Genomic DNA, 22869 nt, shown 5'->3' with positions numbered 1-22869 from the left:
TTTACTTAAGTTTCAAAATAAACAAAACCTAAGCAGGATTTTCCAATGTAGATTATATACTAACCATAACCTCTTTAAAAAGGTTTTTGATTAAATGAATTTCTGATGCATATTGGGTGTTTTTTCTACAACCAAAGTACAAAGTGTTGGTGAGTTTGGATGTACCTTCCCAGATTACCTTTATTTTTTCATCCTCAACTTCTTTTTTGCAAAGAAAGTCGGGGATAATGGCCAGGCCTTTCCCCGCTGACAGGCAGCGGACGATCGAATTAAGGTTAGGTACAATGTAGTTTGGACGGAAATCGGCGTGCTTGCCAAAGTTAAGTTGCCAAAAACGTAACAGGTGTTCCATGTCTCCAGCAGTACCATACCATTTTTGCTGTTTTAACCAGGTCTCCATTCCTGAGAGATTTTTCTTTTTAACCAACGCATCAAAAGCCTGTACATCGGTTTCTGTTCCACCTACTAAAACAATGGTTTCTGAAGAAAAGGCTTCATGTTCTACATTTGGCGAATTGCCTTTTTGTGGGGTGATAATAAGGTCTAAAATACCTTTATCCAACTGGTCTAACATTTCTGGATATTCTCCAAAACGGATAATAACATTAAACGGAAGCGTAGAAATATATTGCTCAAGCGTAATCTGAAAAGTTTCGAAACACATGCCCACGCTGATGGTTGGAGTATGTTTCTCCGTGCTTTTCTGGAAATGTTTTTCTGCATCTTCCAGTTTGCTTAAAGGTTCTACAATAAAATTGTATAGTACTTTTCCCTTTTCCGTGGGAATCATTTTCCTACCTGTTCGCTCGAACAGTTTATAGCCCACGTAGCTTTCTAAAGAGCTTAAGTGTAAACTTACCCCAGGCTGAGAAATAAACAGATTCTCTGCTGCACCGGTTAAGGTTCCTGTTTTATAAACCGCCTTAAAACTTCTGTACCACTCTAAATTAACCAAAACTAAACTATTATAATTATGATACAAAGGTATAAATTAACTTATTTTAATGATACTTTATATTGCGATAATTTTGTGTCAGTAAATAGCAAATATAAAATGACAAAAATATTCATCATCAACGGCGGACAAAAATTTGGTCATTCCGGTGGCAGATTTAACGAAACAGTAGCCAAGGCTACTGCAGATTTCTTCTCTTTACAAGAGGGATTTGAAATCAAAACAACCAATATCAATAATGAGTATAATCCGAAAGAAGAAGTAGCGAAGTATGTCTGGGCAGACATTATAATTTATCACACCCCGATCTGGTGGTTCCAGTTGCCGCATGGATTTAAAAAGTACATTGATGTGGTATTTACTGAAGGGCACAAAAATGGGATTTATATTAGCGACGGGCGGAAAGCTGATCATCCAACCCGGAATTACGGTACTGGTGGCATGTTGCATGGTCGGAAGTACATGGTTACATCATCATGGAATGCGCCCAAAGAAGCATTTACCTTGCCCGGAGAATTTTTTAAGGAAACCAGTGTGGATGATGGTGTCTTGTTCGGTTTCCACAGGATGAATGCCTTTACCGGGATGGAACAAATACCAGGAATTCATTTTCATGATGTAGAAAAGAATGCAGATATTAGGACTGCACTTAAATTGTATCAGGAACATTTAAATCAGATTTTTTAAATTCAGTAATATATGAGCATTTATTTAACAGCGATAGTTAAAAGCAAAAAAGAAACCGTGGATGAACTAAGAGCCATGCTGCTGAATATGGTTGTAAATTCGCGTACCGAGGAAGCTTGCATTCAGTACGACCTGCATGAGGCAGGAGATACTAATACGTTTATTTTTCAGGAGGAATGGAAAGACCAGGCAGGTTTGGATCTGCATAATAAGCAGCCTTACCTCTTAGGTTTTGTCGCGCAAGCCAGTCGGTTAACCGATGAGATTGTGATCTATAAAACAGAAAAGTTAGCCTGATTATCCTTTACTATATTTAGTAGTTAAGGAAGAGCCTACGGAAGCAATTACAACAAAAGCAACAGCAAAACACTCTTTTAAGCTGAGGTATTCCTGTAAAAATACAAGTGCTGCTAAAGAGGCCATAGCAGGTTCAAGACTCATTAAAATACTAAAAGTACGAGGCGGAAGCTGCTTAAATGCTTTCATTTCTAAGGTGAAGGGTATGGCGCTTGAAAGTAGTGCAAGTGCCGCTCCCAATCCCATTAATTTAGGATTCAGCGTGCTTAAACCACCGCCATAAATGCCGAAAGGCAAAATGACGAGGGTAGCAAATAACATCCCGATAGCGACGGCATCGCCTCCTTTCATCATTTTGGAAATTCTACCACCTAAAATAATATAACCAGCCCAGAAAACACCGGCCAAAAGTGCTAGCAGTACGCCGGTTAAATTGAGTCCGGTACCCGTCCATGGGGTAATTAATATGATGCCAGTGGCAGCAAGTACCACCCAAAGAAAATCAATAGGTTTTTTTGAACCGAAAATGGCAACCCCAAGCGGACCAACAAATTCTAGAGTTACTCCCAAACCGATCGGGATTCGTGCTATGGCCAAGTAAAAAACCATATTCATTACTCCTAAACAAACGCCGTAAAGGATCACGTATTTCCATTGTTTCGCATTTAATTGATAGAGGTTTGGCCTAAAGGCAAGCAGTAAGATTAACGCTGATAAACCAATGCGTAAAGATGCGGTTGCAGCAGCTCCAATTTGCGGAAAAAGGCCTTTTGCAATTGCCGCCCCACATTGTACACTGATGATAGACAGTAAAACAGCAGGTACCGGCGGAATATTGATTTTGCTTTTCATTCAGGGATGTGTAAATGAGGCGCAAAATTAGGGAATTATAAACTGCCGGAGGTCTAAAATCAAAAAAGGAGAATCAGATTACGCTGTTTCTCCTTCGATTATAAGCTGAGTTTTATCAACAGAACAGTTCCTGTTCATCCCGGTTTTCAGTAGGGATTTTCTTTAAAAAATCGTCAAATGCCGGCCCCTCATTATCCGAATATGTTCCGTAAGCATCCAGTACATACCCAATATTTTTTTCTCTATCCTCTATCAGATATAATACTGAATTGTCAGCAGGGTCAGAATCTCCTTCAAAACGATAAGTTTTAACAATTGTCAAATCTTCGGGTTTATAAATTTTTCCGAGTGATTTACTTTGCATCTTACCGTGATCAGACATTTTTAATTCGTTATCTTTTCCTTTCAGCCTCAATTTTTCCAAAATTTGACTTAAAGTGTTCATTTCATTTGGCTGTTCCATAGTTGTACTATTTTATAGTGATTAAACAAGTGGCGTGCAAAATGGTTTTGCCATCATTCTTTTTAAACCAAACTAAATGATTGCCTGTCTGTTCTTCATTAAACTAAAATCTAATCATATGAAAAAATACTTTTTAAGCTTAGCAATTGCTGGTATTGCGGTTGTAAGTGCTTGTACCAAAACCGATAAAGAAATTGCTCAGGCCACTTTGACTGAAACGGCAGACAATACGAAAACCATTGGAACAGCAAAGTTTTATGAATTGAGCGACGGGAAAATTAAGATGGATATTGAAATGAATTTTGCGGCACGCGCCGACAGCAATGTGGCGGTACACTTTCACGAACATGGCGATTGTGGCAACATGGGCGAAAATACCCACGGCCACTGGAACCCAACTAAAGAGGCCCACGGCAAATGGGGATCGGCAGCGTACCACAGTGGCGATATTGGCAACATCAAGTTAGATGGTAAAGGCCATGCCACACTTTCGGTTACTACGGATAGATGGAGTGTTAAAGATGGCGATATTAAAAATATTATTGGAAGGGGAATTATCGTGCATGGCGGTACGGATGATTATACCACGCAACCAACGGGTAACTCAGGACCACGGGTGGGCTGTGGGGTTATCGAAGCGGTGAAATAATTTGCGTTAAAAAATCGGTCATTACTGACCTTTCTCAAGCGGTTAAATTTTTAGCCGCTTTTTTTATGCAATTTGGCGAGCCCTGTCATCATTATTAAAAAACCTAAATCATATGGCAACGCTAAACGAATCTCAAAGCGGCAAGGCTGCAAAAGGAAGAACAAAAAAAGTAACACCAAGGGTAGATCTTACTGCAATGGTAGATCTCATGTTTTTATTGACCACATTTTTTATGCTCACCACAACGCTGAGCCAGTTAAATGCTGCCGATATTGCTAAGCCAGATAAAACGGATATTAATATCAAAGAAAATTTTCCCGAATCGCGCACCATGACTATTGTATTGGGTAAAAATAATAGGGCCATTTCTTACATGGGTACTATTGAAAAGGCCAATATGAAAGTAATGCCTGTTGCAGATCTACAAAAAGAAATTATGGCGAATAAGTTATTGGTTGCAGCTACCCATCAGAACAATCCATCGAAGCATATGATCGTGATCATCAAGCCAGGCAAAACTGCCAGATTCCAAAATTTTGTTGATGCAGTTGATGAGATGAAAATTGCAGATATTAAATCATACAGCATAGATGATGAGCATTTCGATGATAAGGAGTTATTGTTTATGAAAAATAATGGACTTTAATGTTTTTATTGTAGTGTTGGATATTTGTGGTGTTGGATGTTGGCATCCGACACAAGATCGTTATAGTAAAGAGAAAAAGTTAAATATTGTTTGTTGGTTTTTGGAAAGCAATTGCAGTGAATCTTTTTAATGTCCGTCCTGCTTTTTGTTTGTAGTCCCGATTAGAAAAAAATCGGGAGCTACCGCTTCAATCAGGTTTGGATAAGTCAGGTTTTTGCAAGTATTATTTGTGGTATTGGATGTTGGCATCCGACACAAACACCTGCTTAACTTAGCAGGACTTTCGGAAACGATAGATGCGGAACCCTGCTTTTCAAAAAAACATAGTGGTTTTTCTGCTGTTTGATGGACCACCAAACAGGAAAACAAAAAAGGCGTTCTGCCATATTGCAAAACGCCTCTTTGTATAATTTAATTCGAAGAATTAAATTCCGAAAGCTGCTTTAACCTGATCTACGTAATCTAATTTCTCCCAGGTAAACAACTCAACTGATACGGTTTTTTCTTCGCCGTTTGGCGTTCTGAAAGTTTTGGTCACTGTTTCTGGTGTACGGCCCATGTGTCCGTAAGCAGCAGTTTCGCTATAAATTGGGTTTCTTAATTTTAAACGTTGCTCAATAAAGTAAGGGCGCATATCAAAAATCGATTCTACAATTTTAGCAATCTCTCCATCCGTTTTACCTACTTTACCTGTTCCATAAGTATTGATGTAAATACCCATTGGTTTAGCCACACCGATTGCGTATGATACCTGAACCAAAATTTCATCAGCAATGCCGGCAGCCACTAAATTTTTAGCGATGTGACGGGTAGCATAAGCCGCACTTCTATCTACTTTACTTGGATCTTTACCAGAGAAAGCACCACCACCGTGCGCACCTTTTCCTCCGTAAGTGTCAACAATAATTTTTCTACCAGTTAAACCCGTATCGCCATGTGGACCGCCGATTACAAATTTACCGGTTGGGTTAATATGGTACTCAATCTGATCATTAAATAAATGCGCATACTGCGGATTGTTTTTAATGATGCGAGGGATTAAAATATTAACCAGGTCAGTTTTGATTTTGGCCAGCATGCCGGCTTCTTCATCAAAATCATCATGTTGTGTAGAAATTACAATCGCATCAATGCGAACAGGTTTGTTGTTATCATCGTATTCTAAAGTCACCTGACTTTTAGCGTCCGGGCGTAAATAAGTGATTTCATTATTTTCGCGGCGTAAAACAGCAAGTTCCTGTAATAATTTATGCGAAAGGTTTAATGCCAAAGGCATATAATCTTCAGTTTCATTTGTAGCATAACCAAACATCATACCCTGGTCGCCCGCGCCCTGTTCTTCTTTACTGTTTCTATCTACACCCTGGTTGATATCTTGCGACTGCTCGTGTATGGCAGATAAAATACCGCAAGAGTTGGCCTCAAACATGTATTCGCTTTTGGTGTAACCAATTTTCTTGATTACATCGCGCGCAATCTGCTGTACATCTAAATATGTTTTAGATTTCACCTCACCCGCCAAAATAACCTGACCCGTAGTAACCAAAGTTTCGCAAGCTACTTTTGATTCTGGGTCGAAAGCCAAAAAGTTGTCAATTAATGCATCCGAAATTTGATCGGCGATTTTATCTGGGTGACCTTCAGAAACAGATTCTGATGTAAATAAATATGACATTTATTAAATAATTAATGATAAATAAACAAATTTATGATTGCCAAACCCCTTGGAAACAGGTATTGAAATGATTGAAAGGAGGCATTAGCAATTTTTTTAAGTGGTTGCAATCCGGTCCCGCGGTATCGGGATAGCAAATCAATCCACTTTTTACTGCGGCAAAATTAGCATATTTTCTTTATTTCAAAAATTATAGATTATTTTGTGCACTCAATCTTACACTTTGCACACAAAGATCAATATTCTCTTTATCATAAATCCTATCTCCGGTGGGAGAGGGAAACGGCGTATCCCCGATTTTATAGATAAATATTTAAATAAGGAAAAGTTTAGTCCAAATTTCGTTTTTAGTGAATATGTGGGGCATGCCAGCGAATTGGCAGATGAAGCGGCTACCAAAAACTTTGATGTAATTGTTGCTGCGGGTGGCGATGGTACCATAAATGAAGTGGCTACAAAAGTATTAAAGCACCAGAAAATTTTAGGAATTTTGCCGCTGGGATCAGGTAATGGCCTTGCCCGCTTTCTGAATATTTCCAAAAACTTAAGGTACGCGCTTTCCATCATCAATGATTTTAAGATCGATAAAATTGATACGGCCGAGTTTAATAAAAAATGTTTTTTCAACCTGGCCGGAATGGGATTTGATGCTCACCTGAGTGCTGTTTTTTCGAAGGATAAAAAACGCGGGTTATCTGGCTATGTAAAACTGGGCTTTAAGGAAGTTTTCAATTATAAGCCGCAACTTTATCAGCTGGATATTGATGGTAAAACTTATAGCCGGAAAGCCTTTGCTATTAGTATTGCCAATTCATCTCAATATGGAAATGATGTGTACATCGCACCAAATGCATCGGTAAAAGATGGATTATTGGATGTTTGCATTATTAAACCTTTCCCCATAATAAAATTACCATTATTGGGTTATGTAATGTTAAATGGGAAAGCCGAAACATCTGATATGATCGAGATTATTAAAGGGAAAAACATTAAAATCATAAGAGAAATGTCCGGTGCGGTGCATGTTGACGGGGAGCCTTTACAGATGGGCGCTGAGATTGAAGCGATGGTGAATCCACTCTCTTTAAAAGTGATCGTTCCGTAGTTAAGTTTGGAGCTTGGCGGTTGGAGTTGCGGGTTAATTAACCGATTAAAACAATTAACCATCTATCATCATCCATTTTACATCTCCCATATTACATTTATAACCATGAAATCGAAGAAAAATAGTTTAAGCGACCTAGGCGGAATTATGTATTCTACCAATCCGGAGTTCGAATACGAAGAAGAAGTTGATGATACCGTTACTTTGCCAAACAATCAGCAGGATTTAAGGGTGATGCTGGATAAAAAGAACCGTGGAGGTAAGGCCGTAACGTTAATTACTGGTTTTCGAGGGCGTTCAGAAGATTTAGAAGTGTTGGGCAAAATGTTGAAGACCAAATGTGGTGTAGGTGGCTCTGTTAAAGATGGTGAAATCATGATCCAGGGTGATGTGCGCGATAAAGTGATGGGTATTCTGCAAAAGGATGGTTATAAGGTGAAAAAGGCCGGGGGATAACAGTTGTCATCCTGAGGGATAATTTATGATATAAAAATCAATATGATTGACGTTTTTTCCTTCGCACAATTCTTGCCTCGGCTCACCGCCGCCGAAGGGCTCTTACTTTTTGGCATCAAAAAGTAACAAAAAATGCCGGCTGAAAATTTTTCTTTCAAAGCCAGTGTTATGGCTAGAACAGTGCAGTCCGAAAAATTTATTAGGCCGGTTTTAAGTAGAACGGTGATACGGTGCTATGGCCTAGCTATACGGAAATGCATGATGCCGCATTCTGCTCATTAATAGGTAATTACAAAATAACGTCAATGGTAGTGCAACGAAGGATCTTTCTATTCTGGTAAAGTCTTATGCATTAGTCTTCGGCTCCGCTCAGACTGAAAATTATCTGCTCAAGCCTGTTGATCCCGAAGAGCTGAAAGCTGCGGTAGAAAAAGCCAAAATCAGGATCAAAAACAAAATCGATGGCGACCAGCTCAATTTTTTGCTGAGCCAGATTAAAAAAAGTGAGGCAACTATTCCTAAAATAGCACTGCCACAACAACATGAAATCCGATACGTCTCTGTTGATGATATTGTGCGCTGCGTAGCCGATAATACGTATACGTTTTTCTTTTTAAGCAACGGTGATAAAATCCTGATCTCGAAACCGTTGAAAGAATATGCAGATCTGCTTAAACCGCAAGGCTTTGTGCGGGCGCACCAAAGTCATCTGGTGAATCCCAAATTTGTAAAAAGCTGGTTAAAAGAGGACGGAGGAACGCTATTGATGACCAATGGCGATAAAATCCCGGTTTCTAAACCGAACAGGGAAATGGTGAAAGAAGTATTGGTGAAATGACATTTCAAACCTCACAGGTTTTTAAAACCTGTGAGGTTTAATAAACAATACTAAAAGCCTCCTGATTAATTCTCATCAAAACCTGTCCGATGCTCAAGATTGGTTTTTAAATGTATAGTGTCCAGTTACTTTCGCTAAACTATTTAAATCAATCAACATGAAACAGTTATTATTTTTATTCTTTTTTGTTATTTCGTTTGGCTTACAGGTTGCTTATGCAGCAACCATTGGGATACCAGAAATTATTCTGATCCTAATCATTGGACTTTTAGCTATTGCTGTAATGGTCGGCTTTGTTTTATTATGTATACATTTGATTAAAAAGGCGAAAGTTACCAGAAATGAAAAATAAAATATTTTTTGGATTTGTTTTTATACTCACTTATGGTATTCATATTGCCTTTGGTGCTACATTGGGGGTACCCGAATTGATATTACTGTTGGTGGTAGGTCTACTTTTTTTTGGCTTTTTTGGCGGCATTTTTATGTTGATTTATTTTTTGGTCAGAAAGAGCCGTACAAGCTCACCTGTTGCACCAAATACGGTGGCCATTAATTTTGCTCCTTCACCAGCATATCAAAATCCGCTGGTAGATGAAAAAACTGATAAGAAAGAATATATTAAATTAAATGGCAGAATTGCTTTGCCCCAACAGAACGAAATCAGGTACACTAACCCTGATGAAATTATAAAGTGCGAGGCGGATAACAATTATACCAACTTCTTTTTTAGCGGAGGAGAGCAGCTTTTGATTTCAAAATCATTGAAAGAATATGCAGATCTGCTTAAACCGCAAGGCTTTGTGCGGGCGCACCAAAGTCATCTGGTGAATCCCAAATTTGTAAAAAGCTGGTTAAAAGAAGATGGTGGAACGCTATTGATGACCAATGGCGATAAAATCCCGGTTTCTAAACCGAACAGGGAAATGGTGAAAGAAGTATTGGGGAAATGACATTTCAAACCTCACAGATTTCAAAAGCCTGCGAGGTTTAAACATTACCTTACATTTTTGTACTTTTGCGGCTATGTCAGTTATTAAACCCTCATTAGCAAAAGGTACCCGTGATTTTACCCCGGTTGAAATGGTTAAACGCAACTTTATTTACGATACCATTAAAACGGTTTTCAGGAAATATGGTTATGCCGAAATCCAGACACCAAGTTTCGAAAACCTGTCTACCCTGACCGGAAAGTACGGCGATGAAGGCGATAAGCTGATTTTTAAAATATTAAATAGTGGAGAATATCTTAAAGATCCGAAGAAAAAATCCTTTGATTTTGCTGAAGAAGATAATAGTAACAAGCTGATGCCTTTAATCTCTGAAAAAGCATTACGCTACGATTTAACTGTACCTTTTGCCCGTTATGTGGTGATGCACCAGCACGAAATTACTTTGCCTTTTAAGCGTTTCCAGGTACAGCCGGTATGGCGTGCAGATCGTCCGCAGAAAGGCAGGTACCGTGAATTTTACCAGTGTGATGTGGATGTAGTGGGTTCGGAAAGTTTATTGAACGAAGCCGAGTTTATTCTGATCTACAACGAAGCCTTAAGCAAATTGGGCTTAAAGGATTTCACCATCAAAATTAATAACCGCAAAATTTTATCGGGTATTGCCGAAATTATCGGTAAGCCGGATTTGATTATTGATATGACGGTGGCCATTGATAAACTGGATAAAATCGGCCTAGATGGTGTAAGTAAAGAATTGTTAGAACGGGGTTTTACAGAACAGGATTTAGAAAAACTCCGTCCGGTAATTTTGTTAGAAGGTTTTAATGAGGAGAAACTGGCCAGCCTGAAGGAAGTTTTAGCTGAATCTGAAACCGGTTTAAAAGGTATTGCAGAAATAGAACAGGTTTTTGACTATGTAGAAAGCCTTATTGCTTATGGTTTACCTTTAACTGCGAAATTAGAATTAGACATTACTTTAGCCCGTGGATTAAATTATTATACGGGTTGTATTTTCGAGGTTAAAACCAACGAAGTGGCCATGGGCAGCATTGGTGGCGGTGGCAGATATGATGATTTAACCGGTATGTTTGGCTTAAAAGGCTTAACAGGCGTAGGTGTTTCTTTTGGCGCAGACCGCATTTATGATGTACTGGAAGAATTGAACCTTTTTCCTGCCTCAGCAGAAGTGGGAACGAAAGTTTTGATCAGTAATTTCGATGAAGCAGCGGAAAAATATGCCCTGCCGATTGTTCAGCAGCTAAGGAATGCAGGGATTTCGGCAGAATTATATCCGAGTTCTGCGAAACTGAAAAAACAAATGGCTTATGCTGATGCCAAGAACATTCCTTATGTGATTCTAATTGGTGGAGATGAAATGGCCAGCGCAGAATTGACACTAAAAGATATGCAAAGCGGCGAACAGAAAAAACTGACTGTTTTGGGGATACTGGAGTTGTTGAAATAATACTCATTTTCTACTGAAGAGAAAATCCGTCATTGCGAGAAGGCTTTTTCAGCCGACGAAGCAATCTTTATGATAGAATCACTTAGCATAAAAGATTGCTTCGTCGTTCCTCCTCCCAATGACGATTGCTGGATTATCGGCCAACCCGCAATAAAACCGGAAAATGCACATCCTTTTCTGCGTCATCACCCCAGGCTTCTTTTAGTTCGGTAAACATGTATTCTAATGGATTGCGTTCGTTAGCTTTTTTATAATGTTGTAATGCAGACCAGGTATTCAAATAGCCGATTAACTGTTTAAAATTCCAGGTAGTTTTGATCTGGAAATGCGGTGCAATAATTTCTTCAAAAGGAAATGGAATGGTTTTATAACCTTCTTCAATATAACGGCGTTCACTATCCCAGTATTTTCCCAAAATATCTTCATATAGCTTATGGACTGCTACATCTACTTTTTTATTAATAACCATTAAACCGTAACCTATTACCGCGAAAAGACCATCTGGCTTTAGTGTTCTTTTTACTTCCCCATAAAACGCTTCGAAATTAAACCAATGGATGGCCTGCGCCACCGTAATTAAATCGAAACTATTATTCTCCACCGAGATTTGTTCTGCTGGTTCTACTTTATAAGTGATGTTGGGCAGCTGTAAAGCATTTTTTAACTGATTTTCGCTAATGTCTGTGGCATAGACCTCATTAAAGTGCTGTGCCAATACCCGTGCAACCTGGCCATTTCCTGTAGCACAATCCCATGCTGTTTCCTTATTTTTTACCAGGGCAAACAAATAATCATATAACGCTTGTGGATAAGTGGGCCGGTAAATGGCATAATCGGCAGATTGGGTTGAAAAATTATCTTTCATTGTTATAATGATTGAATGTTGAACGATGAAGGAGTGAATGGGTAAGGGCGGATATGATTTCGCGCTTTCTTATAAAATTATTATATTTTTGATAAACAAGTGTTATTAATTTAAGTTTCATATTAGGCAATTACTCATTCAAATTCTCTAAAGCAATCTATTGCTCATTTATTCAATAAGTCTACACCATGGAAAAAGCAGGACAAAAAGACGAAATTAAGGATGTAGAATACCGGTTAAAATCTATATTTGGTGGTTCGGTCGGGAACCTGGTTGAATGGTACGACTGGTACACCTACTCGGCTTTTGCATTATATTTTTCTCCTGCCTTTTTCCCGAACAGCAATCCCACGGCACAATTGTTAAACACAGCTGGAATTTTCGCGGTAGGGTTTTTAATGCGCCCTATTGGTGGCTGGTTATTTGGAAGTATTGCCGATAAACTGGGCAGAAAACGTTCCATGACACTTTCTGTGCTGATTATGGCTATAGGGTCTTTAATTATCGGTTTAACTCCTGGCTACAAAAGGATCGGCATCGCTGCTCCGTTATTGCTTGTTTTTGCCAGATTGATTCAGGGTTTGAGTACCGGCGGCGAATATGGAACGTCCGCTACCTATCTGAGCGAAATGGCCACCAAAAAACACCGTGGATTTTATTCAAGCTTTCAATATGTAACACTTATCGGCGGACAATTACTGGCTTTAGGCATCCAGCTGATCCTGCAGAACTGGCTGCTTAGTCCTGAAGAACTACATGCCTGGGGTTGGCGGATTCCCTTTTTTATAGGTGCTGTCCTCTCGTTTTTTGCACTGTATCTGCGGAGGCATATTGATGAAACGGCTGCTTTTAAAAGTAAGAATACCGAAGGCAAAAAAGGCGGAATGGCTATGCTGTTAAAGTATCCGAAAGAGGTTTTTACCGTAGTGGGCCTAACATTGGGCGGAACCATCGCTTTTTATACCTTTAGCACCTATATGCAAAAGTTTCTCGTTAACACGGTTCAGCTGAGTAAAGAAACTTCTACAACTTTATCCTTCGTTTCGTTGTTGGTTTTTGCCATTATGCAGCCTTTATTCGGCTTGCTGTCTGATAAAATCGGGAGAAAGCCGCTCTTAATCGGGTTTGGGATATTGGGTACCTTATGTACCTATCCTATTTTAACGGGCTTAGCCGGCGAGACCAACACGACCATCATCTTTTTATTGATGATTGGAGCATTAACTATCGTCAGCGGTTATACGAGTATTAATGCGGTAGTGAAAGCTGAATTATTTCCCGCTGAAATCAGGGCTTTGGGTGTGGGTTTACCTTATGCTTTAACCGTTGCTGTTTTCGGTGGAACGGCAGAATATTTTGCACTTTGGTTTAAAAATATTGGTCACGAAAGTTATTTCTACTGGTATGTAACCGGATGTATTTTAATCTCCCTGATTTTATACGCTACGATGAAAGATACCAAGCATCACTCCAAGATAGAGGATTAGATTTTAGCTCTTTTTATATGCGATCGTCGCCCTGAATTTATCTCAAATGGTCCTCATTGTAACGAGGATTATTGAGATTTTGCATTTATAATGCAGATAAATAAAACTTGGCGATACAATCGCCGCTCTCCATCTTCCGCGTTACAAACGCGGAAGAACCACTTTTACTGATAAGTTACCTCTTTGTTAATCTATGACTCTGTAGCAAACTTATGACGCTCCTGTTTGGTTGGTAAATTATCGGCAAACAACATATTCAATTTTTATATATTTACCATTATGCAAAACCTACCTCCTTTAGCCGAACGTATGCGCCCTCAAAACCTAAATGAATATGTTGGCCAGCAGCATTTGGTAGGAGAGGGTGCCGTATTGCGCAAAGCGATTGAAAGTGGCCAGCTGCCATCCATGATTTTCTGGGGGCCGCCCGGAGTTGGTAAAACCACATTGGCCTATATTATTTCGCAAGCTTTAGACCGGCCTTTTTTTAATTTGAGTGCAATAAACAGCGGCGTAAAAGATATCCGTGAGGTGATTGACCGTGCCGCGCAGTTAAAAGATAGCTTTTTGGGTTTGCCTATTTTGTTTATTGATGAGATTCACCGTTTCAGTAAGTCGCAGCAAGATAGTTTGTTGGGAGCTGTAGAGCGGGGCTTGGTTACTTTGATCGGCGCCACGACAGAAAATCCATCTTTCGAAGTTATTTCCGCTTTGCTTTCCCGTTGTCAGGTTTACATTTTAAAATCACTTACTGAAGAGGAATTGGTTAGTTTGTTGCAAACAGCGATTAAAAAAGATGCCGTTCTTGTTGAGAAGAAAATTTCGATTAAAGAACATGAGGCTTTAATCCGTTTATCAGGTGGTGATGCAAGGAAATTATTAAACGTACTCGAAATTGCCATCAATGGTATAGGCGGCGATAAAATTGTGCTCACCAATGAGAATGTTCTGGCTCATGCTCAACAGAACCTGGCACTTTATGATAAAGCCGGAGAACAGCATTACGATATCATTTCGGCATTCATTAAATCAATCCGTGGCAGCGATCCGAATGCGGCAGTTTATTGGTTGGCCAGGATGATAGAAGGTGGAGAAGATCCATTGTTTATCGCCCGCAGGTTGTTGATTTTATCTTCAGAAGATATCGGCAATGCCAATCCAAATGCACTGTTATTGGCGAATAATTGTTTCACGGCTGTCAATGTAATCGGCTATCCGGAGGCACGGATTATTTTATCGCAATGTGTAACCTATCTGGCCAGTTCGCCAAAAAGTAATGCGGCTTACGAAGCCATTAACAAGGCACAAGCTTTGGTTAAGCAAACGGGGAATCTGCCTGTGCCGTTACACATCCGCAATGCACCTACCAAACTGATGAAAAATATCGGCTATGGCAAAGATTACCAATATTCGCATGGATATGAAGGTAATTTTTCGCCACAGGAATACTTTCCTGAAGAATTAAGCGGCACAAAACTCTACGATCCGGGTAAAAACCCCGCAGAAGATAAACTGCGCGAAAAGCTTAGGCAAAACTGGAGAGACAAATACAAATATTAGTGTAACATTTTGTACCTAATGTATACTAATAGATAAACTGACTAAAATCAAACACCTAAACTAAATATGCTGAGTACTTTTTTAAGCCATCAAAGAAAATCTTTCTGGCGTTCGCGGAACCGGGGCAGCAGTATTGCCGGCCAGATTGTTTTGGGTTTCTTTATGCTGTACTTTTTTACGCTGGCACTAGGAGCCGGACTAGGTATGTCTCATTTATTGACCTACTTTTTTCCAAATCAGGATGTAGTTAAAAGTTTCAACGGCATCATTCTTTATTATTTCGCATTTGATTTTATCATGCGTCTGCAGTTTCAGGAGCTCCCGACCTTAAGCATCATCCCTTATTTGCATTTAAGGATTTCCAAAAGCCAGATCATTAGGTTTTTAAATGTAAAAGCATTGTTTTCGGCATTTAACCTTTGGCCGTTTTTTATTTTTCTGCCCTTCTGTTTTATTAAAATAGCCCCCACACTAGGTGCCGTTACCACCATTATGTATATGGTTTCTATATTTTCAATGATGGTTTTTAACAATTACCTGGTGTTATACATTAAGCGAAAATCCATTACCAATACACTTTATACCTTTATCGGATTGGTGATCATTGCAGCATTTGCCGCTTTGGAATATTATAAGGTTATTTCAATTATGGCCGGCTCCGATTTTGTGTTCCGTGCCATTGCTGCCCATCCTTATTATGCGTTCGCATTTACCTTTGCGGCGATAGCTATATTTTATTTCAACTCCGGTTTCCTGCGTAAAAACCTTTACGTGGAAGAGTTAAGCAGTAAACAAGAGAAAAAGGGCAGTACCGATTATGCTTTCCTTAACCGCTTTGGAAAAGTTGGCGAGCTGGCAGCTTTAGAGTTAAAATTAATTCTCCGTCATAAACGTCCACGCTCTGCAGTGATTATGGGCTTCTTTTTTCTTTTTTATGGGTTTATTTTTTATAAGGAAAAAGCAATCAATAGCGATGCTTTTGGCCAGATGATGTTTGGCGCCATATTTATGACGGGTATTTCGATCATTATTTATGGCCAGTTTATGTTTGCCTGGCAAAGTGCCCACTTTGATGGGATATTGGCCAATAAAATCAATTTTAGAGATTACATAAAGGCCAAATTTTTGCTTTTCACTATTGGTTGTACCATTATTACGGTGTTGGCAAGTTTTTATGGGTTTTTGAGCCCAAAATTATTGCTGCTGCATTTGGCTGCCTATTTTTATAACATCGGGTTTGGAACAGTGGTGGTGCTTTATCTGGCTACCTTAAATTATAAAAGATTAGATATTACCAAAGCCGCAAGTTTTAACTACCAGGGAACCGGTGCTACGCAATGGCTTTTAATGTTCCCTTACGCACTTACACCCATTATCATGTACGTGCCATTTGGCATATTAAATAAACCTTACTGGGGATTAGCCGTGGTGGGTGTATTTGGTTTAGCCATGCTTTTGTTAAGAGGCTTTTGGGTAAATTACATTGCAAAACGACTTGAAAAACAACGATATAAAATAGCCGAAGGCTTTAGAGAATAATTATGATTTTAGAAGTTAAGAAATTACAAAAAGTTTATGGCGATAAAACCGTTGTAAACATCGAAGATCTGCAGATTGCGGCCGGCGAAACCGTTGGTTTAGTAGGGAATAACGGTGCAGGTAAAACTACTTTCTTTAGGATGCTTTTAGATCTCATCCGCCCAACTTCAGGGGAGGTTTTATCCAAAGGCGAAAATGTAATGCAAAACGATAACTGGAAAAATTATACCGCATCTTTTTTGGATGAAGGTTTCCTGATCGATTATTTAACACCTGAAGAGTATTTTGTTTTTATCGGAAGTTTACACAATTTAAGTGTTGCCGATGTTTCTGCATACCTTAACCAATATGGTGAGTTTTTCAACGGTGAAATCCTGAACAGTGGGAAATACATTCGCGATTTCAGTAAAGGAAACCAGGTAAAAGTAGGTATTGCTGCTGCCTTGATGCAAAAGCCTGAAATATTGATTTTGGATGAACCTTTTGCCAACCTTGATCCAACCACCCAGATCCGTTTGAAGAACTTGTTAAAGGCACAGGCAGGCAACATGACCACCTTTATCTCTAGCCACGATTTAAATCACGTGACGGATGTTTGTAACCGCATTGTATTGGTAGAAAAAGGGCAGGTAATTAAAGATTTTAAAACAGACGAAAACACGTTAAAAGAACTGGAAAGTTATTTCTCCGCTTAGTTTTGTACTAAGATTGATACAATTTATGCCAAGGGTCCTGATTTATCAGGACTCTTTTTTTATGAAAAGAATTGCGGTTTATCAGGGGTAGTGGTAAAAATGTATTGAAAACCGAGCGTTATATAATTTTGGCATTGTGTTTGAATATATTGGTGGAAATTATAAATCTAGCATATCATGAGTATTTCAAAAGTAAGAATAGCCACATTAAGTATAGGATTAGCCGTAGGATCGATGGCATTCCAAAGTTGTGATAGTTTAACTAAAACACAAAAAGGTGCTGGTATTGGCGCAGCGGCCGGCGGTGTGGTTGGCGCATTAATCGGTAAAAAAGCTGGTAATACAGCCGTTGGTGCTTTAATCGGTGGGGCAATAGGTGGTACAGCCGGAGCTTTTATTGGCCGTAGGATGGACAGACAGGCTGCTGAAATTCAAAAAGCTATTCCTAATGCAGAAGTGATCCGTGAGGGTGAAGGTATCATCGTAAAATTTGATAGTGGTATTTTATTCGATTTTGATAAAACTGCTTTAAAAGACGCAGCGAAAACCAATATTCAGAGTTTAGCTTCTTCGTTAAACCAATACCCTGATACAGATATCAAAATTATTGGCCATACCGATAGCCGTGGTACCGAACAATATAACATGGGGCTTTCAGAAAGAAGAGCGGCTGCAGTTAAAGCTTATGCCGTTTCTCAAGGTGTTCCATCTTCACGATTAGTTACCATTGGTAAAGGTTTTTCTGAGCCAATTGCAGATAACAGCACTGATGCAGGCCGTGCAGCAAACCGTCGTGTAGAAATTGTAATTGTTGCAAATGATGCCTTAAAATCTACCGCACAAAAACAAGGTTAATATCACAAATTCCCTCTACCTATGAGGTCAATATATATTCACCCCAGTGTACCAACACTGGGGTTTTTTGTGGTGTCTGATGTTACCATCTGACACTGGATAATACTTTTCTTTGGTTTTTGGAAAGCAGGTTCCTGTGTTTATAGGTTGCGGTAATCCCGCCATCCGCTTTACCTTCCCTACGGTCGGTGCCCGCTACTGTCCCTTAGGTTTGTTAATATTGGGTTTTTGCTTCGATGCTACCCCCCCCCTGCAATCCTAAATAGTTGTACCAACAAAATGTTTTTAAACGGGATTAAAGCGGCATCCTCCGATCTGATTTTTCATCAGCATCGGAGATATAGCGAAAAGCCCGACTGACATTAAAAAATGCAAATGGCCTTGCTTTCCAAGTTTTAAATAAGCTTGTTCCGGATGGTAAAATCCAGCACCAAGATGCATGCTGCGCAGTCTGATGTTAGCTTTTGGTTGAGTAAAATAGTGTCAGATAGAAATGTCTGACACCACGGAGAAATAAATATAGATTTGTGTCGGATGGGAACATCCAACACCACTATAAATTAATCTGCAGGATAAATATCCTCAAAATAACTTACGATCAAGGATTTCATCAACATCTCCTGCTCTAACATGGTGTAGGGCGGAATGGCTTTAATTAATTTCCAGTGTGGCCAGCCATCCTGGTCTAAGCCCTCGAGTTCATAAAATCCCATTTCGCTTAATAAACGACAGGTGGCAATATGCATCAGTTCTTCTTTCTGGCGCTTACTGTATTTTTTCGGGCCTTTGCCCAGTTCCTGAACGCCAATTAGAAAAAGCATCACCTTTAAATCAGGAAAATCTGATTCAAATTCGGTTGAAATCCTTTCCTGTAAAACTTTCCACTTGGCATTAATCTCCGATGGCTTCATAAGCGCAAAGATAGTGCAAAAACGTGTAAGCCTTAAGTAAAACGTTTAGGCTTTTTAATACGGGGGCTTGAATGGTAACGGTATTTTTGGTTACATTTATAACCTATGGATACAAATAGCAACAAAACAATTAATGCGGGTTTATTAGCTTATGGCATGTCGGGTAAAGTGTTTCATGCCCCTTTTTTGCAGGCACACAGTGGCTTTAACTTAAGGGCTGTAGTAGAACGCAACCATAAAAACGCAGTAAATGATTATCCGGCTATTACAAGCTACAATAGTGTTGAGGAACTATTAAATGATGACGAAATAGAACTGGTGGTAGTTAATACCCCAAACAATCTTCATTACGAACATGCAAAAGCAGCTTTAACTAAACACAAACATATTTTGGTAGAGAAGCCTTTTACTGCAACAATAGTAAAGGCAAAAGAATTGTTCGAGCTTGCCGATAGCGTAGGTAAACAAATTTTCTTTTACCAGAACCGTCGCTGGGACAGCGATTTTACATCCGTACGTAATGTGATAGAAAGTGGTAAACTGGGTAAGCTGGTCGAAATGCATTTACGTTACGATCGTTACCGCAACGTAATCGGACCAAAGAAATTTAAAGAGAACCCCGTTGAGGCCAGCGGACTCCTATATGATTTAGGGCCTCATCTTTTAGATCAGGTAATCAGCCTGTTTGGCAAACCTTTAAATTACCATAAAATTTTGGGTAAAAACAGGGAAGGTACTTTGGTAGATGATTACTTTTCAATTCAACTGACTTACCCTGATAGCCTGCATGTTTTTGTTACTTCGAGCATGTTGGTGGTAAACCCACAGCCAGGATTTGTTTTACATGGCGTAAACGGCAGCTTCATTAAACAAAGAACCGATATTCAGGAAGAACAGTTGCTGGCAGGCATGAAATTAACTGATTCGGGTTATGGTATTGAGCCTGCAAATAAAGATGGTTTATTAACGACTATTGATACTGATGGAAAGAAAACCGAGGAGAACATTCCATCGGAGGTAGGGAGTTATCTACCACTTTTCGAAGCCATTTATCAGGGGATAATCAATAATAAACCCTACCCGGTAACAAGAGCGGACGTTTTAACGCAAATTGAAATTATAGAAAGTCCGGTAACAGCATAATCCCAATCATGAATTCTCTCCCTTTTATATACCTGATTCCAATTTTTCTGATTGCACTGTATTTAATCCTGAAGAAAAAGAAGATAGCGGTAACGCCTCTAACCGATGTAGACAAGAAAATACTGGATGATTATGTGGGTTATTACCATAATCTTGACTCGACAGATAAACTTAGGTTTGAAGAAAAGGTAGCTACGTTTTTCAGTACGGTTAAAATCGAACCGGTTGGTTTAGAAATGACCACATTAGATGAATTGCTGATTGCTTCTAGTGCAGTAATCCCTATTTTTGGTTTTGACGATTGGCAATACAAAAACCTAACCAGCGTTTTGTTGTATCCGGATACTTTTAACAAGGATTTTCAGTTTGATAGTGGCGAAAGAAATATCATGGGCATGGTGGGCACAGGTTATATGAACGGACAGATGATTTTATCGCGTTCGGCATTGCGCCATGGTTTTTCTAAAAGTGCAGGCAAAGAAAATACTGCCATACACGAATTTGTGCATCTTTTGGATAAATCTGATGGGGCAACAGATGGTGTTCCTGAAAATTTACTGGCACATGAGTACACTTTACCGTGGATTAAAATGATGCACGAGGAAATGGAAAAAATTGAAGATAATAAGTCGGATATTAATCCTTACGCCATCACCAACCAGGCAGAATTTTTTGCGGTGGTATCGGAATATTTCTTCGAAAAACCCGAGCAGCTAAAAGATAAACACCCTGAATTGTATTTTCAGTTAAGTCGCATTTTTGCCCAGCAACCTGCCGGATAGTTTGATCAATAAAAAAGATGAAAATAATATTCACTTTACTCTTCAGTTTAACTTCGCTCGTTGTATGCGCGCAAAAAACCTATGTGCTTAAGCAGAATTATCCGACAGGTAACAGGTATGATTTTTCGTTTGTTTCAGATCAGATTATCAATCAAAAAATTACCGGGAAAAGCATTAATTCCACACAAACCATCGGCACAGATTACATTTTTGATATTACTGAGGGACATAATGGCGATAAAGATCTAAAGGTAACCTACAACAGGCTGTATATGAAGTCGAATGCGATGGGAAATGCCATGACATTAAGCTCCGATGATCAGGATAGCACAAAAAAGAATCCTTTTAGCGGTTTGAAAGGGGCGTCATTTTATATGACGATCAGCCCAAGCGGTACGATTAAAACTGTTGCTGGCATCGATCAGATGTTGGATAATATGGCAATAAGGATGACTAACGATACCAGCCAGGTTAAGCAGATTAAAAATGCACTGAGTAAACAATTTAGCAATGAAATTGTGAAGCAAACAATGGAATCGTCATTTAAAATTTATCCGGATAAGCCCGTTAAAATAGGCGACAGCTGGACTGTTGATACCAAAATGCAAATGAGTATGCCTATTGAAACCATTACGCAATATACTTTAAAAGAAGTAAAGGATGGCATTGCTATATTGAGCGTAAAAGGCACATTGGTTTCAAAAGGAAATTTTGAAGCAATGGGGAACAAAATGGAAACAGATTTACAGGGAACCAATTCTGGAGAAACATCTATTGATATAAAAACCGGTATTGTGCTGAACAGTCACCTACGTGTAGAGTTATATGGGAAAATGAAATCGATGGGGCAGGATATCGATTTTGAAATGCAGGGCATTAATAAAATTACCGGGAAAGAGATTAATTAATTTATTCAGACCTTACAGGTTTTAAAAACCTATAAGGTCTTTAGAACTAAAGGCTACCCGTTAAAGCCACCAAAAACTCTGTAGGAATCTCAATGTGCGGTATATGCCCACAAGCATCAAACTCAATAATTTTAGCGCCGATAATTTTGGCTGCGGTTTGCTTCCCTAAGAACTTATATTGCCCGTGTAAAGCTTGCTGATCTGGTGTAAGTAAGCTTTTTCCCACAATGGTTTTGTCTTCCTTACCGATGAATAGAACAGTGGGCACTTTTAAATTCTGAAATTCATATACCACAGGTTGCTCATAAATCATCGTGTAAGTCAATGCGGCAACTTTAGCCCAGCGTGGGTAGTCTGCGCTATTGGTAACTCCGCCGGCAATGTTTACCAAATATTCATATTCTGGTTTCCAGTAAGTAAAATAAGAACCCTGATAATATTTTCTAACACTTTCTGCTGTAGTTTTAAGCTCGGTTTGATATTGTTGTGCTGTGGTAATGTAGGGGATAAAAGTTTTATAATCCTCTAATCCGATCGGATTTTCAAGTAAAAGCTTTTCTGTTTTTTCAGGATACATTAGAGCGAAGCGGGTAGCCAGCATACCGCCCATACTATGTCCTAAAACTACTGTTTTTTGGACGCCCAGCGTATCTAAAAGTCTTTTGTTCCAGGTAGCCATTTGATGGAAACTGTAATGGATAAATGCTTTTGATGATTTGCCGAAGCCAATCTGATCAGGAACAATTACGCGATAGCCGATATTAGTGAGGGCTTTGATGACGTTGGTCCAATAGTAGCCGCCAAAGTTTTTTCCATGAAAAAGGATCGCTGTTTTGCCATTTGCATTTGAAGTGGGGGCAACATCCATATATGCCATTTTAATATCCTGTCCTTCCGTATTGATCGGGAAATATTTAACCGGATAGGGATATTTTACATTATCCAATGTGATGGACAATGTATCTGTTTTTTGTGCTTTGAGCTGGCCAAAAACGAATAAAAAGATAGCAGATAAAATGAAAAACTTCTTCACAGGTCTGGTATTGATCTAAAAACTAAACTAATTGGCCCAAGTTAAACTTT

General features: G+C 39.1%; 25 protein-coding genes. 18 read left to right on the top strand and 7 right to left on the bottom strand.

What is annotated here, in order from left to right:
* Nucleotides 1-52: 52 nt before the first annotated feature.
* Nucleotides 53-955 (bottom strand): LysR family transcriptional regulator, encoded by a 903-nt coding sequence (locus tag DV942_RS12145; RefSeq protein WP_145857827.1) that lies wholly within the window; start codon nt 953-955, stop codon nt 53-55.
* Between the two features lie 99 nt (nt 956-1054).
* On the opposite strand from DV942_RS12145, the gene DV942_RS12140 reads away from it, so the two are divergent.
* Both DV942_RS12140 and DV942_RS12135 read left to right on the top strand, forming a co-directional pair.
* Nucleotides 1055-1642 carry an NAD(P)H-dependent oxidoreductase gene (locus tag DV942_RS12140; protein ID WP_145857825.1) on the top strand — a complete coding sequence of 196 codons (588 nt, stop codon included), beginning with the start codon at nt 1055-1057 and terminating at the stop codon, nt 1640-1642.
* Between the two features lie 12 nt (nt 1643-1654).
* Nucleotides 1655-1939: a putative quinol monooxygenase gene (locus DV942_RS12135; RefSeq protein ID WP_145857823.1), complete on the top strand. Its 285-nt coding sequence runs from the start codon at nt 1655-1657 to the stop codon at nt 1937-1939.
* Here the strand turns inward: DV942_RS12135 and DV942_RS12130 are convergent, their stop codons facing one another.
* Both DV942_RS12130 and DV942_RS12125 read right to left on the bottom strand, forming a co-directional pair.
* Complete coding sequence (locus tag DV942_RS12130; RefSeq protein ID WP_145857821.1) at nt 1940-2791, bottom strand: EamA family transporter; 852 nt, start codon at nt 2789-2791, stop codon at nt 1940-1942.
* 115 nt (nt 2792-2906) lie between these two features.
* Nucleotides 2907-3254, bottom strand: a complete 348-nt coding sequence (locus DV942_RS12125) for a hypothetical protein (protein ID WP_090983697.1) — start codon at nt 3252-3254, stop codon at nt 2907-2909.
* Nucleotides 3255-3372: 118 nt separating this feature from the next.
* Here DV942_RS12125 and DV942_RS12120 point away from each other — a divergent pair, with 118 nt between their 5' ends.
* Nucleotides 3373-3903 (top strand): superoxide dismutase family protein, encoded by a 531-nt coding sequence (locus DV942_RS12120; RefSeq protein ID WP_145857819.1) that lies wholly within the window; start codon nt 3373-3375, stop codon nt 3901-3903.
* A 112-nt stretch (nt 3904-4015) separates the two neighbouring features.
* Nucleotides 4016-4549, top strand: a complete 534-nt coding sequence (locus DV942_RS12115) for a biopolymer transporter ExbD (protein ID WP_145857817.1) — start codon at nt 4016-4018, stop codon at nt 4547-4549.
* Between the two features lie 424 nt (nt 4550-4973).
* Here the strand turns inward: DV942_RS12115 and metK are convergent, their stop codons facing one another.
* Nucleotides 4974-6224 (bottom strand): methionine adenosyltransferase, encoded by a 1251-nt coding sequence (gene metK, locus DV942_RS12110; protein WP_145857814.1) that lies wholly within the window; start codon nt 6222-6224, stop codon nt 4974-4976.
* Nucleotides 6225-6447: 223 nt separating this feature from the next.
* On the opposite strand from metK, the gene DV942_RS12105 reads away from it, so the two are divergent.
* From DV942_RS12105 to hisS, 6 genes are all read left to right on the top strand, one after another.
* Nucleotides 6448-7329, top strand: a complete 882-nt coding sequence (locus DV942_RS12105; RefSeq protein WP_244950683.1) for a diacylglycerol/lipid kinase family protein — start codon at nt 6448-6450, stop codon at nt 7327-7329.
* Between the two features lie 105 nt (nt 7330-7434).
* The gene (locus DV942_RS12100) at nt 7435-7785 is read left to right on the top strand and encodes a translation initiation factor (RefSeq protein WP_145857810.1); all 351 of its coding nucleotides are present in this window, start codon (nt 7435-7437) and stop codon (nt 7783-7785) included.
* 481 nt (nt 7786-8266) lie between these two features.
* A complete protein-coding gene (locus DV942_RS12095) occupies nt 8267-8623 on the top strand; it encodes a LytR/AlgR family response regulator transcription factor (RefSeq protein WP_244950682.1) in 357 nt (118 codons plus the stop codon).
* A 157-nt stretch (nt 8624-8780) separates the two neighbouring features.
* The gene (locus DV942_RS12090) at nt 8781-8975 is read left to right on the top strand and encodes a hypothetical protein (protein WP_145857807.1); all 195 of its coding nucleotides are present in this window, start codon (nt 8781-8783) and stop codon (nt 8973-8975) included.
* Nucleotides 8965-9576, top strand: coding sequence for a LytR/AlgR family response regulator transcription factor (locus DV942_RS12085; protein WP_145857805.1), 612 nt, complete (start codon nt 8965-8967; stop codon nt 9574-9576). Before DV942_RS12090 ends, DV942_RS12085 begins: the two co-directional genes overlap by 11 nt.
* A 73-nt stretch (nt 9577-9649) precedes the next feature.
* Nucleotides 9650-11041: a histidine--tRNA ligase gene (hisS, locus tag DV942_RS12080; protein WP_145857803.1), complete on the top strand. Its 1392-nt coding sequence runs from the start codon at nt 9650-9652 to the stop codon at nt 11039-11041.
* A gap of 133 nt (nt 11042-11174) precedes the next feature.
* On the opposite strand, the gene DV942_RS12075 is transcribed toward hisS, so the two are convergent.
* Nucleotides 11175-11906, bottom strand: a complete 732-nt coding sequence (locus DV942_RS12075) for a class I SAM-dependent methyltransferase (RefSeq protein ID WP_145857801.1) — start codon at nt 11904-11906, stop codon at nt 11175-11177.
* Between the two features lie 188 nt (nt 11907-12094).
* Between DV942_RS12075 and DV942_RS12070 the strand changes: the two genes are divergently transcribed.
* The 5 genes from DV942_RS12070 to DV942_RS12050 all read left to right on the top strand — a co-directional run bounded on the left by DV942_RS12070 (nt 12095) and on the right by DV942_RS12050 (nt 18042).
* Nucleotides 12095-13393, top strand: a complete 1299-nt coding sequence (locus DV942_RS12070) for an MFS transporter (protein WP_145857799.1) — start codon at nt 12095-12097, stop codon at nt 13391-13393.
* 279 nt (nt 13394-13672) lie between these two features.
* Nucleotides 13673-14953 carry a replication-associated recombination protein A gene (locus DV942_RS12065; protein ID WP_145857797.1) on the top strand — a complete coding sequence of 427 codons (1281 nt, stop codon included), beginning with the start codon at nt 13673-13675 and terminating at the stop codon, nt 14951-14953.
* A gap of 66 nt (nt 14954-15019) precedes the next feature.
* Nucleotides 15020-16492 carry a DUF5687 family protein gene (locus tag DV942_RS12060; RefSeq protein WP_145857795.1) on the top strand — a complete coding sequence of 491 codons (1473 nt, stop codon included), beginning with the start codon at nt 15020-15022 and terminating at the stop codon, nt 16490-16492.
* 2 nt (nt 16493-16494) lie between these two features.
* Nucleotides 16495-17187 carry an ABC transporter ATP-binding protein gene (locus DV942_RS12055; RefSeq protein ID WP_145857793.1) on the top strand — a complete coding sequence of 231 codons (693 nt, stop codon included), beginning with the start codon at nt 16495-16497 and terminating at the stop codon, nt 17185-17187.
* A gap of 177 nt (nt 17188-17364) precedes the next feature.
* Nucleotides 17365-18042, top strand: coding sequence for an OmpA family protein (locus DV942_RS12050; protein WP_090983723.1), 678 nt, complete (start codon nt 17365-17367; stop codon nt 18040-18042).
* A 560-nt stretch (nt 18043-18602) separates the two neighbouring features.
* On the opposite strand, the gene DV942_RS12045 is transcribed toward DV942_RS12050, so the two are convergent.
* A complete protein-coding gene (locus DV942_RS12045; protein WP_145857791.1) occupies nt 18603-18953 on the bottom strand; it encodes a hypothetical protein in 351 nt (116 codons plus the stop codon).
* A 105-nt stretch (nt 18954-19058) separates the two neighbouring features.
* Between DV942_RS12045 and DV942_RS12040 the strand changes: the two genes are divergently transcribed.
* From DV942_RS12040 to DV942_RS12030, 3 genes are read left to right on the top strand one after another with little or no spacing between them, the layout of a single operon-like run.
* Nucleotides 19059-20096: a Gfo/Idh/MocA family oxidoreductase gene (locus DV942_RS12040; RefSeq protein ID WP_145857788.1), complete on the top strand. Its 1038-nt coding sequence runs from the start codon at nt 19059-19061 to the stop codon at nt 20094-20096.
* 8 nt (nt 20097-20104) lie between these two features.
* Nucleotides 20105-20878, top strand: coding sequence for a M90 family metallopeptidase (locus DV942_RS12035; protein WP_090983729.1), 774 nt, complete (start codon nt 20105-20107; stop codon nt 20876-20878).
* Nucleotides 20879-20895: 17 nt separating this feature from the next.
* Nucleotides 20896-21786, top strand: coding sequence for a DUF6263 family protein (locus tag DV942_RS12030; protein ID WP_145857786.1), 891 nt, complete (start codon nt 20896-20898; stop codon nt 21784-21786).
* A gap of 46 nt (nt 21787-21832) precedes the next feature.
* Here the strand turns inward: DV942_RS12030 and DV942_RS12025 are convergent, their stop codons facing one another.
* Entirely contained in the window at nt 21833-22819 is a 987-nt protein-coding gene (locus tag DV942_RS12025; protein WP_145857784.1) for an alpha/beta fold hydrolase, read from the bottom strand.
* Between the last annotated feature and the right edge of the window lie 50 nt (nt 22820-22869).

It is taken from the genome of Pedobacter suwonensis (assembly GCF_007833675.1).
Classification (GTDB): domain Bacteria; phylum Bacteroidota; class Bacteroidia; order Sphingobacteriales; family Sphingobacteriaceae; genus Pedobacter; species Pedobacter suwonensis.
Note: the sequence above shows the minus strand (reverse complement) of the source record. Positions and strands in the feature narration are given on the sequence as shown.